Below are 17957 nucleotides of genomic sequence, written 5' to 3'. Positions count from 1 at the left end.
TGGCGAACTCATCGCCCTCATACTTGCAGCCGACCGAATGCCTGACGTAGATCGTGATGAGGGGAGTGGTAGTGATCGTGTGCCTCGCTCTCTGCAACTGATGTCAAAGAGGATTAGACACGTTTTTGACACAAAACAACAGCTCATCCGATCAAGCCTATTGTTTTCAATAAGATAATTTGGAGGCGCGGGTCGGGATCGAACCGACGCATAAAGGTTTTGCAGACCTCTCCCTTACCACTTGGGTACCGCGCCTCGGGCAGGCTGAAAACAGGCCCATCACTCATGAACGCTCTCAGCAGGCTGCTGGGGATCATATCGCGAACTGGCGCTGATTGGAGCGGGAGACCGGGGTCGAACCGGCGACATCTTCCTTGGCAAGGAAGCACTCTACCACTGAGCTACTCCCGCTCACCTGTAATGAAGTATAGCGGCTCGTTGCAGTGAGGTCAACGCGACGGGAGTTCTGCAGAGGGCATGCTGCATGCGCAGTCGCTGTAAACACCGGTGTGCATGCGGCTCTGGTCCGCAGGTGCGAAAAAGATTGGATCGTAAGTCAATCTATTCGAGGCATTGGCCGTACGTCGGCGCATTGAAGATTCGCACAGGCGTCCTGGGACGTGTCTTGGGACGTGTCTTGGGGCATGTCCCGGCAGGTGTCTCCGTATCGCCAACGAATGCATCAATAGGAGGGGGCCAAATCGCGCCATCGTGCATCCTACCGATAGAAGCAGGTCGACAGTAATCGATCTGCAGTAAGCGATTTACGGTGGGCGGTCTTTGGGTTGGAAGGTGGGCGGTTGTTGCAGACACAGTTGGAAAGCAGGGGCTCCATGGTTGAAGGCTGGCAGGATCGGCACTGGCAGGCGCTGCTCGATTCAGCCGGCGAAGGGATATGGGGCCTGGATCTCGATGGGAACTGCACGTTTGTGAACCAGCTTGCGACCCGAATCTTTGGCTACGAAAGTGAAGAGATGCTGGGCAATAACATGCACGCGCTCACTCATCATCACTATGCGGATGGTCGCGAGTACCCGGACGAGGATTGCCCCGTGTATGGGGTGTTCCGCAATAAAGGGGCGCTGCGTCAGATCACGGAGTCGATGTTCCGCAAGGATGGAAGCGCGTTTCTGGCGGAGATCTCGGCGCAGCCGGTACATATCGACGGGAAGATTGCCGGCGTGGTGGTCACGTTCCGGGATGTGAGCGAGATGCGGCAACAGCAGGAGGAGCTACGGAAGGCGTACGGGCTTGCGGAGCGGCGGACGGCTGAACTCGATGCCGTGATTGAGAGCATCCCGCATGGAATCTTTATCCAGACGACGGACGGGAAGATGCGGTTGAACCGGCGCGCGATGGAGATGACGGGGCAGAACTTCCCGTCGCAACTGAATACGATGGAGCGCGCGCTGCAAGGCGAGGCAAGCAAGAAGACCATCCGCCGGGGAGGTATCTGGATCCAGAGCGACGCTGCACCCATCGTGCTCAAGGATCAGATTATCGGAGCGGTGGCGGTAAATACCGACATTACGCAGGACCGGCTGCAGGAGGACATGCTGCGGAAGTCCGAGAAGCTTGCGGCGGTCGGGCAGCTTGCGTCGGCGATCGCGCATGAGATCAACAATCCGCTGGAGTCGCTGACGAACCTGCTGTACCTGATCCGGCAGACGGAGAGTATTGAAGATATCCAGGAGTACGCGGCGATCGCGCAGAAAGAGTTGACCCGGGTTAGCGAGATTACGGTGCAGACGCTGCGGTTTCACCGGCAGCAGAACAATCCTTCGCCCGTGGATTTGGCCGAACTGCTACAGGGGATTGTCTCGCTGTACAGCGGACGATTTCTGGTGCGCGGGATTGGCGTGGACTGGAAGATCACGGTCTCTCCGAAGGTGTTCTGCCTGGAAGGCGAGATACGGCAGGTGCTGAACAACCTGATTCGGAACGCGATCGATGCGATGCCAAACGGTGGCCGGCTGGCGGTGCGGGTTCGGCCGGCCTGCGACGTGGAGATGCGGGACGGTGCCCGGATCACGATTGCGGACTCCGGGGAGGGGATCAGCCCGGAGATTATGCCGCACCTGTTCGAGCCGTTCTACACGACGAAGGACGTGACCGGGACCGGGTTGGGGCTCTGGGTGAGCAAGGGGATTATCGACAAGCATGATGGAACGGTGACGGTAAAGACTCGGCGTGCCGGTGTCGGGGTGCGGGGTCTGGTGGGAACAGTCTTTGCGATCTGGCTGCCGGTGGAGAATGCGGGGCTGCGGAGCCTGGGTGGATCTGAAGGGTAGGGCGGCAGTTTTGCTGGAACCTATCGCGCATGTTGTGCGTATCTAAAATACGGACACATTTGATCTTATTTGTAACGTTGAGCGAGATCTTGTCATCTATTCTGCATACAAATGGGTTTTTAGGTTTGGGCCTGCGAGTTTATGGCGGTCCCAATTATCGCAATGGTGCTGCGATGAATGGGGCACGGATGCTCAAGATGACGTTTCATCTTGAGGTTTCCCTCAGAGTCTTACCTGTCACAATAGAGACATTGAACGGATGAACGGACGCGATGCCGATGGGGCCGCGGGAGGGAATGTATGAGCACTCAGAGTAGCTACGATTTGTTGGCAACGATGCCGGCGCCTGCGCCTCGTGTGTTCATGTCGGAGCCGCTGGTTCCGACGCCGGTGGAGCAGATTGTGGCAGCGTTGAAGAGCGTGGCTCCGCTGCAGGGGCTGAGTGATCGCGAGTATGAATGGCTGGCGACGCGCGGGACCGAGTGGGTGGGCGAGGACGGCAACCTGGTCTTCGTCGACGGCGGGCCGGTGGACAAGATGCACTTCATCCTGAAGGGCGAGATCCATGTTCGGCGGGCGAAGGGGTCGGCGGCGCAGGTCTTTATCGGACGCGCCGGGCAGATGACGGGAAAGATTCCGTACTCGCGAATGAAGACCTACGGTGGCGACGGATACTGTGTGGGAAATGGCTGGTCGTTGAACATCGATGAGTCGATGTTCCCGGAGATGCTGGCGGCGATTCCATCCATGACGCAGCGGTGCGTCTCGGTGCTGCTCGACCGGACGCGCGAAGTGACGCGCATGGAGCAGCAGGGCGAGAAGCTGACGGCTTTGGGCAAGCTGGCGGGAAATTTGGCGCATGAGCTGAACAATCCGGCGTCGGCGGCGCAGCGGGCGGCGGCGAGCTTGTTTGGGGACTTGAAGAAGTTTGGTCAGACCCGTCATGATCTGGGAAGGGCGATCCACTCTGACGAACAGAACATCGCGTTGAAGGCCTGGTACGAGCGCACCCGAGAGCAGATGGCGGACTTCTGTGAGATCACCAATGCGCGGTTCAGCCCGCTGGTGATCGCGGACCGGGAGGATGCGCTCGCGGAGTGGCTCGAAGGCCACGGGATTCCTGAGGCTTGGGCGCTGGCACCGTCGCTGGCGGAGAGTCCGCTGACGATCGCGCAACTGGATGAGCTGGCCGAGATTGCTTCGCCGGAGCTGATGGCGCTGGGGATTCCGGCGTTTGCGATGTCGCTGCGGGTAGAGCGGATGGCGGAGACGGTGATCGATTCGACGGTGCGGATCTTCGACCTCATCTCGGCGATCAAGGACTACTCCTACATGGACCAGGCACCGATCCAGGATGTGGACCTGGCGGAGTCGATCGAGCGGACGATGGCGATGCTGCAGTCGCGGCTGCAGGGGATCACGGTGCTTCGGGAGTACGATTCGGCTCTGCCGAGGATCAGCGCCTATGGCAGCGAGTTGAACCAGGTGTGGACGGCGCTGATCGAGAACGCGCTGGAGGCGATGGAGGAGACGGCCGATCACGATCCGACGCTGCGGCTGAAGACGACGCTCTCTGGGCAGTCGGCGCTGGTGGAGATCTGGGACAACGGGAAGGGGATTCCGGACGAGCTGCGTTCCCGGATCTTCGAGCCGTTCTTCACGACGAAGGCTCCGGGACGCGGGTTGGGGCTGGGGCTGGATACGGCGCAGCGGATCGTCAACAAGCACTCGGGAAGTATGAGCGTGCAGTCGAAGGCGGGGGCTACGTGTATTCAGGTTAGGCTGCCGTTGAATCAGGCACAGGCTTATTGAGGCAGGGAGAAGGGAACAGGGAGAAGGTCAGGCGGGGGTCGCGGCCGCTCCGAAGCCTGTTCTTTTGAGGTATTGCTCCCATGTCTCCTGTTGCTCCTGGTTTTGCTGGTTTTGCTGGGCGTAGCTGAGCTTGGAGATGTTGGCGTTCGCCATCTGAAGGGCATAGAGGATGGCGGAGGCGCGGTTGTGGTCCAACTTGTCCTGCGCGATGGCGGTGGCGACGAGCGAGAGCGCGGTCTGGATGGACTCCGGTGTGTCGAGGTCGTCGAACTGAAAGGGGAGGGCGCGATCCTTTTTGGGAGAGGCCGCCTTCTTCTTCGGTGGAACGGCACGGGCTGCGGACGGTTTTTGCTTTCTCCAGCGGTAATGGTAGTAGCAGAGGTCGGTTCCCCTGAGGGCTGGGGATTGGCAGACTTTGCCGTCGGAAGATTTGATGTGGGTGCAGAGAGGGTACATCTCAGCTCCTTTGTTCGTTTTTTTGCTCCCCCGGGGGCGTTTCGGATGTTCTTGTAAGCTTCCTGGAATGAATGGTTTGGCCTGGAACCTTTGGCTAAAGTCTTGAAACGGTGGATCTTGTTCTTTGAGGGATGAGTTAACGGCGAAAGGCCCGGACGGTGTCCGGGCCTTTCGCTTTCCGATCTAAGTTAAGGATACCAAGTTGCAGGTATCCTTTGGGCAACTTTTATATCGTTTGGAATGATGGGGTTGTGGGGGACTGGGGCTTGACAAGGAATTTGGGTGGGGTCGTGGATGGAGGACAATTTTGGGGCACCGTTCCCACATCTGGCGATGAGACTGCCAGATATGGGGCACCCAGTTTGACAGGATGTTTTTGGGCGGTGAAGGTGAAGGCAAATGCGGGGGTCTCTCCACTCCGCTTCGCTCCGGTCGAGATGACGGTTTCTTAAGGGGGCTATTGGGGTGGGGCGTTGGGATCAGGGTTTGGTGGGGGAGTCTTGGGTTTGTCGCCGCCGCCGAAGATGCGTTTGAAGATGTTCTTCTTCGGCGGAGGCTGCTGGCCGGGAGCTACGTCCGGGGCGGCGTTGCCGTCGGGATTGGGTTGGGTCGGCTGGGGTTCGGGTTTGTTGCCGCCGATGCCGAAGAGCTTCTGGAAGAAGTTTTGCTGGGACTCGCCCATGTGGCTGCAGGTGCTCTGCGGGATGGTGCCGTCGAGGAAAGCGATGGAGTAGTCGACGGGGCAAGTGCTGTCCGCGGGCAGATAGGTGGCCTTATCGACGAGGATCTTCTGGACGCCGGAGGGGGCTGTGAAGGGCTTCATGTCCGAGTACTGGGGTAGCTTGATGGCCCGGTTCATGAACTCGGCCCAGATGGGAGCGGCAGCGTCCGCGCCCTGGAGGGGGCGGGTGAGGTTGCGGGAGATGTCGGTGTAGTCGTCGTTGCCGACCCAGATGACGCAGAGGAGATTTGAGGAGTAGCCGGCGAACCAGACGTCGTGGGAGGTGCCGGTCTTGCCTGCGGCGGGCGCGGTAAATCCGTGCGCGCGGGCGGAGGCACCGGTGCCGAAGGTCATGACGTTTTCCATCAGCGACTGGGTGAGGTAGGCGGTGCGTGGGTCGAGGACCTGCTTGGCTTCGGGGGCGTAGTCGGCGACGATGTCGCCGTTGGGATTGCGGACGCTGGCCAGCAGCCAGGGCTTGAGGTGGACGCCGTTGTTGGCGAAGACGGTGTAGGCGCCGGCCATGTCGATGGGCGTGGCGTTGTAGGTGCCGATGGCGACCGACGGTGTGCCTCGGGCGTTGACGATGCCGGCGGAGCGGGCGAGGGCGGCGACGTTCTCGTAGCCGACCTTCTGGGCGAGGGCGATGGTGGCGATGTTGAGCGAGTGGGCGATGGCCTGAACGGCGGGGACCATGCCGGGATATTCTCCGTGCTCGAAGTTGCCGGGGATGTAGGATTGGCCGCCGGTGCCGAAGTCCTGGGAGTCGTTGTTGAGCTTGGTGAGGGCGGTGAAGACGCCTTCGCCGTCGAGGTCGGTGCCGTTGAGCGAGGTGTTGTAGGCGGTGGCGTAGACGAAGGGCTTGAAGATGGAGCCGGTGGGGCGTTCGGCTACGGCGTGATCGAGCTGGCTGGTGGTGTAGTTGCGGCCGCCGACGAGGGCGAGGATCTGGCCGGTGTGGGGGTCGATGGCGACGAGGGCCACCTGCGGGTAGGTGATGTTGGTGTCGCCCGCCTTGTGGCGCTTGCGGATGAGCTCGTCGACGTTCTTCATGCCGGCTTCGACGGCTTCAGAGGCGGCGCGCTGGAGGTCGGGGTCGAGCGAGGTGTAGATGCGGAGGCTTTGCTGGCCGATAGCCTGGTCGCCGATGCGCTGGACGAGTTGATCGTGGACGAGGTCGACAAAGTAGGGCGCTTCACTGGCGTCGACGTTGGGCGGAGCGAGGCGGAGGGGCTCGGCCTTGGCGCGGTTGGCTTCGGAGGCGGTGATCGCGCCGGTTTCCACCATGGAGTCGAGGACGACGTTGCGGCGCTCGATGACGCGCTCGGGAGAGCGGTAGGGGTTGTAGTAACTCGGTCGCTGGAACATCCCGGCGAGGGTCGCGCACTCGGCCAGGTCGAGCTGTTTGAAGTCCTTGCCGAAGAAGGCCTGCGAGGCTTCGCCTACGCCGTTGATCTCGAAGCTGCCGCGGTGGCCGAGGTTCATCTCGTTCACGTACATCTCGAAGAGCTGCTGCTTGTTGAAGCGGGCTTCGAGTTGGAAGGTGATGAGCAGCTCGATCATCTTGCGCTTGTAGCTTTTTTCGGGCGAGAGGAAGAGGTTCTTGGCGAGCTGCTGGGTGAGCGTCGAGCCGCCGCAGCGCTTCTTGCCGGAGATGACGTCGGTGACGCCGCACTTGATGAGGCGAAGGTAGTTGACGCCGCCGTGCTCGAAGAAGCGGCGGTCCTCGATGGAGGTGACGGCCTCAACCATGTGCGGGGGGATCTCGTCGTACTTCACGAGGCGACGCTTGACGCGGCCCTTGTCTTCGGAGAGCGCGGTGATGAGCTGCGGTTCGAGCTTATAGCCCTGGAGGGACGCTCCGTTCTCGGCGGTGATGGAGGTGACTACGCCGTCTTCGGTGGCAATCGTCGCTCCGTCGGTCGAGTGGAAGGACTGCGGGCCGGGCTTGATCTGGATGCTGTCGCCGGAGAGCTGGAAGGTGCCGAGATCGTTGTTCGTGTTGTAGCCGGCGGACTTGAGCTCGCGGGCAATGGTGCCGGCAGTGAGATGCTGGCCGGGGCGGATCTCGCGGGAGCCGGAGTAGATCTGGGCGCTATTGGCGAAGAGCGGGCCTGAGGCGAGGCGGTCGTCAACCACCTTTTGATATTTGAAGTAAAGGACGCCGAAGATGCAGGCGAAGAGGATCGCGCAGCCGAGAGCGAGGAGGAGAACGCCGCGGAGGAGGGTGCCGCCGAAGGTGCTGCGGGATTTGCTGCGGTTGCCGAGTTTGAGTTTTACGGGCATTTGGTTTGGGTGGGTCTGTGCTCAGTGCGCTCTCGGGTTAGATCCATGCGTTCCATGCGCCGTCATTCTGAGCGGAGCGAAGAATCCCCGTATTTTCGCTACTCCACGAATACCGCTGGATTGAAATCTCTGGTGAAGGTACGGATTCGGGGCTAAAAGGTTCGAGCGGTTGTGGTTGCGTTCGCTTCATCGGGGTCCTTCGACTTCGGCGCTCGCGATGATGCTGCGAGTGCCTTCGCTCAGGATGACAGATTTTTGGTGGTGCTTGGTGCAAGTGCAAAGACAAATGCAAGTGCGAAGACAAAAGCGAAATGCGGGGGTCTATCCACTGCGCTTCGCTCCGGTCGAGATGACGTATCTGTGAGTGTGATAGCAAGTCGCGGGTTAGAGGGTGCGTTGGAGAGTGGAGACGATGTCGGTCAGGGCTACGTCCTGGGTTTGGTTTAGCAGGCGGTCTACCAGTTCTACTTTGCCTTCGGTTAGTTTTTTGCCGATGTTGATGCGGTAGGGGATGCCGATCATCTCGGCGTCTTTGAATTTGACTCCGGCGCGCTCGTCGCGGTCGTCGAGGAGGACGTCGAAGCCGGCGGCGGCGAGGTCGGAGGCGATGGACTCGCCAGCGGTAAGGAGGTCGGACTCTTTGACGTTGGTGATGGTGACGACGACCTCAAAAGGGGCGATGGCTGCGGGCAGGGCGTAGCTTTCCTGCTTGTTGTCTGGATTAGACGCAAATTTCGCGGCGGAGGTCTCGATGGCAGCGGTCAGAATGCGCTCGATGCCGATGCCGTAGGAGCCCATGATGGGCGTGACCTCTTTGCCGTCCTTGTTCAGGACAGTCGCGCCCATGCTCTGGGTGTACTTGCGGCCGAGTTTGAAGATGTGGCCGATCTCGACGGCCTTGCCGAGGCGCAGGGGCTGGTGGCCGATGGGGTCGAGCTCGCCTTCGAGGACGTTCCGGATGTCGGCGGTCGCGGTGACGGTGAAGTCGCGCGACGGGGTGACGTTGCGGAAGTGATAGTCGAGCTTGTTCGCTCCGGCAACGAGGTTGCTGCGGCCCTGCAGGCCGAGATCCATGATGACGATGGTCTTGAGCAGACTTGGATCCGTGCCGTGAATCAATCGATTCGCTACTGCGGGGGTACGATCCTCACGGAGCACTCCTTTGAGCTTGTCAATGGGCTTGCCGGAGTTGAGGCCGTTAAGCGAGCCCTGGGTCATCACTTCGGCGATGCCGACAGGCCCGAGGTATCCGGCGGGGCCGCCGATGTGCACTTCGAGTTCGGCGGGGAGCATGGGGCGGAGTTCGGCCACTCCGGCGATGGCGCAGAGCTTGGTCTCGTTGACCTGGTGGTCGCCGCGGAGGAAGGCAACGACGGGACGCAGCGGCGTGTCTGCGGTCGGAGCGGCGACTGTGCCCATGAAGGCAACGCACTTGATGTCCTGCGAGGGCAGGATGCCGAGGAACTCGCAGATGTCGGCGATCGCGCCCTTGCCGGGGGTGTGGATAAGTTCGGGGAGGCCGTCGCCGGTGGGGGCGAGGTCTTCGACGGGCGCAAGGACGGAGACGGCTTTTTCCAGGTTCGCGGCGTAGCCGGATGCGGAGGAGGCGATGAGGTCTTCGCCAGCCTCGGTGTAGACCATGAACTCCTGCGACTGCGATCCGCCCATGGAGCCGGAGTCGGCCTCCACTGCCACGTACTCCAGGCCGCAGCGGTCGAAGATGCGGCGGTAGGCGGCGTCGTGCTTGAGGTAGCTCGTGTCGAGACCGGCTTCGTCGATGTCGAAGCTGTAGGCGTCCTTCATGAGGAACTGGCGCACGCGGAGGAGGCCGGATTTGGGGCGGGGTTCGTCACGGAACTTGGTCTGGATCTGGTACCAGATCTGGGGGAGCTGCTTGTAGCTGCGGAGCTCGTTGCGGGCGATGTCGGTCATGACCTCTTCGTGGGTCATGCCGAGACAGAGCTCGGCTCCTTTGCGGTCCTTGAGGCGGAACATGTTGTCGCCCATGACGGTCCAGCGACCGCTGGCCTCCCAGACTTCCTTGGGATGGATGGTGGGCAGGAGGAACTCCTGGCCGATGGCGTCCATCTCTTCGCGGACGATGGCGATGATCTTGTTGATGGCGCGCTGGCCGAGCGGGAGATAGCTGTAGATTCCGGCTCCGAGCTGGCGAATGTAGCCGCCGCGCAACAGGAGCTTGTGGCTGGCAACTTCGGCGTCGGTGGGGGCTTCACGCAGGGTGGGAATGAAGAGTTGCGACCAGCGGTGGACGACTTGCTTTCGAGCCTGCTGCATTTTTTAGGTGATACCTTTCAGCGCCCTAACGGGCGGAGCGAAGCTGCCTATCCATTCTACTTTGGCCGAAGAGGGCATGGGGTGGAAGTGGCGGGATGGGAATCGAAGGCATCTTGCCGGGTGTGGTTCATGGTTTCGAGAAAGTCAACAAGTCCTTCGCTATATGTAGGTTAGCCGACAGACATGCGGCAAAACGCCGAGGTAGTGTTATCTCACTATCCCCCAGTTATGCAGCCGCAAGGTTCGAGCGTTACCGGGAACCAGAAGCGACGGCTCGTAAAAAGGAAGCTAAAGTTGGCAATCGAACGATGGCACGTACCAGAGAGAAAAGTGCCACAGAATTTGATCTTGTCACGATTGCCTGAAGGCCAGCTTGCCACATTGGGAAGATATCTCGTGCCTGTCGACCTCCCTTTGGGCATGAGGCTGTCCGAGCCGCACCAGCCGATTGAGCATGCTTACTTTGTGCTGACTGGATTGATCTCTACGGACGCGCTGACTTCGTCGGGCGAGTCGGTGGAGGTGGGTGTGATCGGGCGCGAGGGGTTCTCGGGCCTGGCAGGGCTGCTGGGCCACCCGCAGATGCAACATTCGGTTCAGGTGCAGGGAGCGGGGCATGGGCTGCGAATACGGCTTTCGGTGCTGCGCGAGGAGTTTCTGAAGGGCGGCATGCTGGCGCAGCTCATTTACGACTTTATGTACCTGCAGACGGTGCAGATGTCGCAGTCGGTCCTGTGCAACCGGCTGCACCCGGTGGAGGCGCGGCTGGCGCGGTGGCTGCTGGCGTCGGCGGACCGCAGCGAGAGCGAACTGCTGATGCTGACGCAGGAGTTCCTGGCGCAGATGCTGGGCTCAAGACGGTCTACCGTGACGGTGGCGGCGGGCGTGCTGCAGCGGCAGGGGATGATCGACTACAAGCGCGGGAAGATCCATATCGCGGACCGGGAGAAGCTGGAGGGCGCTTGCTGTGAGTGCTACCAGATTGTGAAGTCGGCGTATGAGATGGTTCTGCCGAAAGAGTAGTGGTGGTGTTCTCTCAAGACAATTCGCGATGATGGAGCCGCATACGGCTGAAAAAACAAATGCGGGGGTCTCTCCACTTCGCGACGGACGATGAAGCCGTCCGCCGCTTCGGTCGAGATGACGTTTCTATAAGGGTGACTGTGCGGGAGGGGTGAGAGAGCGGTTCGTGCTTCGCACGAATGTCCCACCCATGCGATGAAGCTGCATGGGTGGGCACCCGGATTTGTGGCGGTGTTGAAGCAGATTCCCTTCGGGAATGACAAACAAAAAGAGCCAGGACTATTCGCTGATGGCTTCGGCGTACTCGGCTGTGGGTGGGCAGGAGCAGAAGAGATTGCGGTCGCCGTAGGCGTTGTCGATGCGGTTGACCGGGGGCCAGTACTTGTCGTGACGGCGTGAGGTCGGCGGGAAGCAGCCCTGGCTGCGGGTGTAGACGCGGTCCCAGACATCGTCGGTGAGATCGAAGACCGTGTGTGGGGCGAACCGAAGCGGACTCTCCGTGATCGTGTGCTGACCCACTTCGACGGCGCGGATCTCCTTGCGGATTTCGATCATGGCATCGCAGAAGCGGTCGATCTCGGCCTTTGATTCTGACTCGGTTGGTTCGACCATCAGCGTTCCCGCGACCGGGAAGCTCATCGTCGGAGCGTGGAAGCCGTAGTCGATGAGGCGCTTGGCGAGGTCGTCGACGCTGACGCCGCTTGTAGCCTTCAGCGGTCTCGGATCGAGGATGCACTCGTGGGCGACGCGGCCGTGCTCGTTCTTGTAGAGGACGGGGAAGTGCGGGTCGAGGCGGGTGGCGATGTAGTTGGCGTTGAGGATGGCTGTCTCGGTTGCGGCGGTGAGGCCCTCGCCGCCCATGAGCAGAATGTACGCCCAGGAGATGGCGAGGATCGAGGCGGAGCCATAGGGCGCTGCGGAGACTGGGCCTACAGGACTGGTCGAGTCGAGGTTCGGGTGGCCGGGAAGGAACGGGGCGAGGTGGGCGCGGACGCCGATGGGGCCTACGCCGGGGCCGCCGCCGCCGTGGGGGATGCAGAAGGTCTTGTGCAGGTTGAGGTGCGAGACATCCGCGCCGAACTTGCCGGGATAGACGAGGCCGACCTGGGCGTTGAGGTTCGCTCCGTCAAGATAGACCTGGCCGCCATGGGCGTGGACGATCTCGCAGATCTCGCGGATGCGTTCTTCGAAGACGCCGTGAGTGGACGGGTAGGTGACCATGACGGCGGCGAGGGTGGCGGAATACTTTTCGGCCTTGGCGCGGAGGTCTTCGACGTCGACGTTGCCGTGGTCGTCGCAGAGGACGCCGACGACTTCCATCGCGGCCATCTGCGCGGAGGCTGGGTTTGTCCCGTGGGCGGAGGCGGGGATGAGGCAGATCTTGCGGTGTGATTCGCCACGGCTGGCATGGTACGCGCCGATGGCGAGGAGGCCTGCGTACTCGCCCTGAGCGCCGGAGTTCGGCTGGAAGCTGAAGGCGTCGTAGCCGGTGATCTGGCAGAGGCGCTTGTCGAGGTCGGCGACCATCTCGGCGTAGCCGACGGCTTGGTCGGCGGGGACGAACGGGTGGATGTTCGAAAACTCCGGCCAGGAGATGGGGAGCATCTCGGTGGTGGCGTTGAGCTTCATGGTGCAGGAGCCGAGGGGGATCATGGCTCGGTCGAGGGCGAGGTCGCGGTCGGCGAGGCGGCGCATGTAGCGGAGGATCTCGGTCTCGGAGTGGTACTGGTTGAAGATGGGATGGGTAAGGAAGGCGCTCGTGCGCAGCAGGTCTTTGGGGAGCGACTGCTCGGCTGCGTCGCTGTAGAAGATGGGATTCTTGCCGGGGCAGAAGGCCTCCCAGACGGATTTGATGGTGGCCTCGGTGGAGGTCTCGTCGAGGGAGATGCCGATCTCTTTTGCACTCGTGCGACGGAGGTTGATGCCGCCTTCCACGGCGCGGGCGTGGATGGCTTCGGCTTCGGTCTCGGTGGGGAGAGCGACGGTGATGGTGTCGAAGTAGAGCTTGGTGGTGATCTTGTAGCCGAGGGCGTCGAGACCGGCGGCCAGCTTCGCGGTCTTGGTGTGGATGCGGTTTGCAATCGCCTTGAGGCCTTCAGGCCCGTGATAGACGGCGTACATTCCGGCCATGACGGCGAGCAGGACCTGCGCGGTGCAGATGTTGGAGGTGGCCTTCTCGCGGCGGATGTGCTGCTCGCGGGTCTGGAGGGCGAGGCGGTAGGCCTTCGATCCGCGCGCGTCGATGGAGACGCCGACAAGGCGACCGGGCAGGTTGCGCTTGAACTCATCCTTTGTTGCTAAGAACGCAGCATGAGGCCCGCCGTAGCCTAGCGGGACGCCGAAGCGCTGGGTGCTTCCGATGGCCAGGTCCGCGCCGAGGTCGCCGGGCGAGGCGAGGAGGGTGAGGGCGAGGGGATCGGTGGCCATGACGGCTACGGCTCCGGTGGCGCGGAGGGCGGCGATGGTCTCGCGGTAGTCGACGATGTCGCCCTTGGTGCCGGGGTACTGGAAGATCGCGCCGAATACTTCTTCGGGCTTCAGGTCGGTGGCGGCATCGCCGATGACGAGGGTCCAGCCGAAGGGCTTGGCGCGGGTCTCGAGGAGGGAGATGGTCTGGGGATGGCAGTTCTGGTCGACAAAGAAGGTGTTGGATTTGGCGGCTGCGGACTTGGCTCCGCGCTTGGCCATGGCCATGGCTTCGGCGGCGGCGGTGGCTTCGTCGAGGAGCGAGGCGTTGGCGATGTCTAGGCCGGTGAGGTCGGCGACCATGGTCTGGAAGTTGATGATGGCTTCGAGACGGCCCTGGCTGATCTCCGGCTGGTAGGGCGTGTAGGCGGTGTACCAGGCGGGGTTCTCGAGGATGTTGCGCTGGATGACGGCGGGTGTCAGCGTGCCGTAATAACCTTGCCCAATCAAAGATTTGAGGACTTTGTTCTTCGCGGCGACCGAGCGCATATAGGCGAGAGTTTCAGGCTCGGTGAGCGCGGGGCCGAAGGTCAACTCGCCGGGGGCAAGGATGGTGTCGGGAACAGTCTGGGCGATGAGCTCGTCGATGGAGCTTACGCCGATGGCCTTGAGCATGGCGGCGGCGTCGGCCGCGGAGGGGCCGATGTGGCGGCGGGCGAAGGCGTCTGTGTAATCTTGGGGGGTATCGTGCGCGATCGACACGGCGACCGGTGCTTCGAGGGTGTTGGTGTCGTTCGCGGAGGCGTCGTTGGTGGCGTCGGAGGTCTGGTCTTGTTCGAGTGGCGTCTGGTCGGAAGTGGGGGGCGTCAGATTCATGGGGCGCGATCCTTTTGCGGCTGAGTCATCAGCCTGCCTGGTGCGCCCCCTCTGTCCGTGTGCCTGAGATTGTTATCCCGTCGGCGGACATCTCGATAGATGCCTCTCTCCAGAGGTTGATACAGCTGGTCGCGGTCCTCTTTGCCTGAGAGTTTCCGGGGCGGTTGCTCCTTCGGCGCCGGGGTTTATGGAGGCCCGGTCTCTCCCGCGACAGCATTCGCTGTTTACCACTGAGTTAAATGTAGATGGAAGAGTGGTGGAAGGGCAAACGGGAGTCGCTCGCTGGGAGGTAATCTCTGGTGCATCTCCGGAAGTTACACACGATGTTGTCAGTCCATCCTGGGGTGGGTGTTTCTCTCCACCTTTCAGTCGATGCGCCATGGGCTGCGCGACGGATAGAGTTCTCTCCACCTCTACTTTTAGGAAGTCAGCCGTCCATGAAGCGCTTTGCCTTGCACTCCGGAATCTTGTCAGCTCTCTTGTTGGTCACCCATATGGCGCTGGGCCAAAGCGCAACGGCCTCACTGAGGGGCGTCGTTACAGACGCGACCGCCGCTGTTGTATCGGGGGCGGAGGTCATCGTTATCTCCACCGACACGGCGCAGAGACATGTTGGGCACGCCGACAGCCGGGGAGAGTTTTCGTTCCAAGAGCTGTTCATTGGCGACTACCGGGTGGAGGTGAGTTCTCCGGGATTTGCCACCTGGGTGAATTCGAAGATCCATCTCGACGTCGGCAATCAATCGCAGATCTCAGTGCAGCTTGTTCCTGCATCTTCACAGGAGACGGTCGAGGTCACCTCGGCAGCGACACGTTTGCAGACCAATGAGATCGCGCAGGGAGCGGTCATCAGCGATAAAGAGATTACAGCGCTTCCCCTAAGTGGCCGCAATTTTTCCCAACTCGGGATTCTTCAGCCGGGAGTGCGGCCGGCATCGGCGAGCCTGACGGTGATGGGCGGCTTCCGTCGTGCCGGGCAGAACTACGAGGTGAACGGCCAGCGTCCGGAGTCGAACACCTTCCTGATCGATGGCATGCGCGACGTCAATCGCCTGGATGGGGGCTATGCCTTTCGTCCGCCAGCAGATGCGATTGTCGAGTTCCGCATCCTTACGGCGACCGCGCCTGCGGAGTTTGGCGGCACGAACGGCGGTATCACTACGATCGTTACGCGGTCGGGAACGAACAAGCTGCACGGAACGGCGTATGACTTCTTTCGCAATGACGCGCTGGATGCGAACAACTACTTCGCTCCGCGCAAGGAACGCCTCAGGCAGAACCAGTATGGAATCACGATGGGCGGGCCCATTGTGCATGACCATGCCTACTTCTTCGCCTACTACGAGGGCATGCGCAACCAGCAAGACGTGACCCACGGCGTGGTGGTGCCCACGCTTGCTGAACGCTCTGGAGATTTCTCGGCGGATGCGCCGATCCTGGCCAATGCCACAAGAACACCGTATGGCAACGATCTCTCGGGTAAGATCAGCCCAATCACAGCGAAGTACCTAGCGTTCTTTCCGGAGCCGAACACGGCGGAGAATCCGCATCTTGCGCAGACGACCAATGGAAGCAGCTACAACACCGACCAGGGCGGCGCAAAGGCTGACTGGCTGCTACGCAGCGTGGACACTTTGAGTGCACGCTACAGCTATTCCACGGTCGAGCTGCACAGCCCCTACTCGGAGTTGGGCGCGGACGTTCCAGGATTTCCGGTTGGTTATTACACGAACACTCACCTTGCCGGCCTTACCGAGACACATACGTTCTCTCCTAAGACTGTGATGACGGCGAATGTCAGCTTCTTCCAGAATCACATCCTTCTGGACAAGCGCTTCTCCGGCTACTCGCCGCAGACGTTCGGGTTCACGTACGCGTCCACTCGCGCTGAGGCAACAGGCGCGCCGCTGATCATGACGCAGGGCTTCTCCAATGTCGGCGACCCGATCATCAACCCGCGCGACACCATTCAGAACGACTACGCCTTCAGCGCGAACGTCGCGCATACGCAGGGCAAGCACGTTACCAGCGTGGGGGGACAGTTTCGCCGCACTCAAACAAACGGTTACCAGGCAAACTTCGCGTCGGGCACATTCTCCTTCACCGTCCAGGGAGTTACGAACAACTCGCTGGCCAACTTCCTGTTGGGCCGGCCGGACATCTTCACCCAGGCGGGCGGAGACTTTCAACGTGATCTGCGCGGCTGGGAGTTGGGCGCGTATGCCCAGGATGAATATCGCATCAGCCCCAGATTCACGTTGAACTATGGCGTGCGGTACGAGATCACGACGCCTTTCAAGGATATCCACGACCGGTTGATGGCGTTCAGCCCAGGTCAGCAGTCGAAGGTGCAACCGACGGCCCCAGCCGGACTCCTCTTCCCTGGCGATCCGGGAGTGTCAGACACGATCACACCCACTTTTTACAAAGACTTCGCGCCGCGAGTGGGTTTCGCGTGGGACCCGCGCGGGAACAGCCGCACCGTCGTCCGTTCCGCGTATGGCATCTTCTACGACGAGCTGGTGAACGGGGTAGGCATGCCGATGCGTGCCGCCAGTGCTTCACTGCCGAGTGTGGTGGTGCGAACGCTTACGGGCAATATCAACTACGTCAATCCGCTCTCGACCGTGAGCAATCCATTCACTCCGGGACAGTTTGCGCTGCCGGCGTCGACGTTCACGATCGATCAGAAGCTGCTGCCGCCGTACACGCAGGACTGGAACCTTACGGTGGACCAGGGCATCGCCGGACAGGTGCTGTCGGTGGGATACATCGGCGCGAAGGGCACGCGTCTGCCCCGGTTGGTGGAGGCGAATCCGGCCATCTATCAACCAGGTGCGACGCTCGCGAACTCTGGACGGCGTCGCCTTTATTCGGGCTGTACGCTCACCACAGGCACCTGCAAGCTGGGCACCGTTGGACTGGTGGAAGGCAACGCGAACTCGACCTTCCACTCAGGACAGGTATCGCTCACGCGGCGTGGCACGCCGAACCTGAACTACACGCTTGCCTACACTTATTCGAAGGACCTCGACTACACCTCGAGCCTGCATATGTCGGGTCCGGCTCCGTGGCTTGTGCTTGGGGAACTCGACGTTCCGCAGAACGACCAGAACCTCAAGGGAGAATATGGGCGGTCGCTGTTTGACTCGCGTCATCGTTTCGCGGCGAGCGTGACCTATGCGATTCCGTTCGCGCACAACCTGCAGGGATTGTCCCGGACGCTGCTTGATGGCTGGCAGGCGAACGCTCTGCTGGCTGTGAACTCGAGCACGCCGTTCACGGTGTATGACTCCGCGAACGTGTCGTTGCAGGCACCGCATCCTGGAGTGTCCGGAATGTTCGGGGACCGTCCTAACGTGGTCGGCAACCCCAACAAGGGAGCGCCGCACAGGGTGGATCAGTGGGTGTCGCCTTCCGCGTTCCAGCGTCTTGATCCGGTGGCCAATGCCGGACAGTTCGGCAATGAGTCGCGCAACAGCGTCAATGGGCCAGGGTTCGCCAGTCTGGATGCTGCGATCGATAAGAACTTTTCACTCAATGAATCGACGAAGCTGATCTTCCGAGCGGAGGCGTTCAACGTGACGAACCACGTCAACTTCATTCCGCCGGTGGACGATATCAACTCACCTGCCTTCGGACAGATCATCGAGGCACAGGCACCACGGGTGTTGCAGTTCGATTTGAAGCTGCAACGGTAGCCGTCCCAAACGCGCTGCAAATGCGAAATGCGGGGGCTCTCCACTACGCTCCGCTCCGGCCGAGATGTCGGGCTTTTGGGAAAGGTTCCG

General features: G+C 61.3%; 8 protein-coding genes, 2 tRNA genes and 1 riboswitch. Of the genes, 4 read left to right on the top strand and 6 right to left on the bottom strand.

Annotation, left to right across the window (positions count from 1 at the left end):
• Positions 1-180: 180 nt before the first annotated feature.
• A tRNA-Cys gene (locus OHL18_RS16695) sits at positions 181-255 on the bottom strand.
• 81 nt (positions 256-336) lie between these two features.
• Positions 337-411: transfer RNA gene (locus OHL18_RS16690), tRNA-Gly, on the bottom strand.
• A 422-nt stretch (positions 412-833) separates the two neighbouring features.
• Here OHL18_RS16690 and OHL18_RS16685 point away from each other — a divergent pair.
• Positions 834-2291: a PAS domain-containing sensor histidine kinase gene (locus OHL18_RS16685; protein ID WP_263376009.1), complete on the top strand. Its 1458-nt coding sequence runs from the start codon at positions 834-836 to the stop codon at positions 2289-2291.
• Positions 2292-2591: 300 nt separating this feature from the next.
• Positions 2592-4103: an ATP-binding protein gene (locus OHL18_RS16680; RefSeq protein WP_263376008.1), complete on the top strand. Its 1512-nt coding sequence runs from the start codon at positions 2592-2594 to the stop codon at positions 4101-4103.
• Between the two features lie 27 nt (positions 4104-4130).
• Here OHL18_RS16680 and OHL18_RS16675 read toward each other — a convergent pair whose 3' ends face one another.
• The 3 genes from OHL18_RS16675 to OHL18_RS16665 all read right to left on the bottom strand — a co-directional run bounded on the left by OHL18_RS16675 (position 4131) and on the right by OHL18_RS16665 (position 9861).
• On the bottom strand, positions 4131-4559 hold the full coding sequence (locus OHL18_RS16675) for a hypothetical protein (RefSeq protein ID WP_263376007.1): 429 nt from the start codon (positions 4557-4559) through the stop codon (positions 4131-4133).
• A 457-nt stretch (positions 4560-5016) separates the two neighbouring features.
• Entirely contained in the window at positions 5017-7566 is a 2550-nt protein-coding gene (locus OHL18_RS16670; RefSeq protein ID WP_263376006.1) for a transglycosylase domain-containing protein, read from the bottom strand.
• Positions 7567-7950: 384 nt separating this feature from the next.
• Entirely contained in the window at positions 7951-9861 is a 1911-nt protein-coding gene (locus tag OHL18_RS16665; RefSeq protein WP_263376005.1) for a proline--tRNA ligase, read from the bottom strand.
• A gap of 348 nt (positions 9862-10209) precedes the next feature.
• Between OHL18_RS16665 and OHL18_RS16660 the strand changes: the two genes are divergently transcribed.
• Positions 10210-10884: a Crp/Fnr family transcriptional regulator gene (locus tag OHL18_RS16660; protein WP_263376004.1), complete on the top strand. Its 675-nt coding sequence runs from the start codon at positions 10210-10212 to the stop codon at positions 10882-10884.
• Between the two features lie 279 nt (positions 10885-11163).
• On the opposite strand, the gene gcvP is transcribed toward OHL18_RS16660, so the two are convergent.
• Positions 11164-14166 (bottom strand): aminomethyl-transferring glycine dehydrogenase, encoded by a 3003-nt coding sequence (gene gcvP, locus OHL18_RS16655; RefSeq protein ID WP_263376003.1) that lies wholly within the window; start codon positions 14164-14166, stop codon positions 11164-11166.
• A 122-nt stretch (positions 14167-14288) separates the two neighbouring features.
• Positions 14289-14384, bottom strand: a riboswitch (glycine riboswitch).
• 219 nt (positions 14385-14603) lie between these two features.
• Between gcvP and OHL18_RS16650 the strand changes: the two genes are divergently transcribed.
• On the top strand, positions 14604-17867 hold the full coding sequence (locus OHL18_RS16650) for a TonB-dependent receptor (protein WP_263376002.1): 3264 nt from the start codon (positions 14604-14606) through the stop codon (positions 17865-17867).
• Positions 17868-17957: the final 90 nt, after the last annotated feature.

The organism is Granulicella aggregans (genome assembly GCF_025685565.1).
GTDB classification, from domain to species: Bacteria; Acidobacteriota; Terriglobia; order Terriglobales; family Acidobacteriaceae; genus Edaphobacter; species Edaphobacter aggregans_B.
The sequence above is the reverse complement of the archived record's forward strand: the minus strand, read 5'-3'. Positions and strand labels throughout refer to the sequence as shown.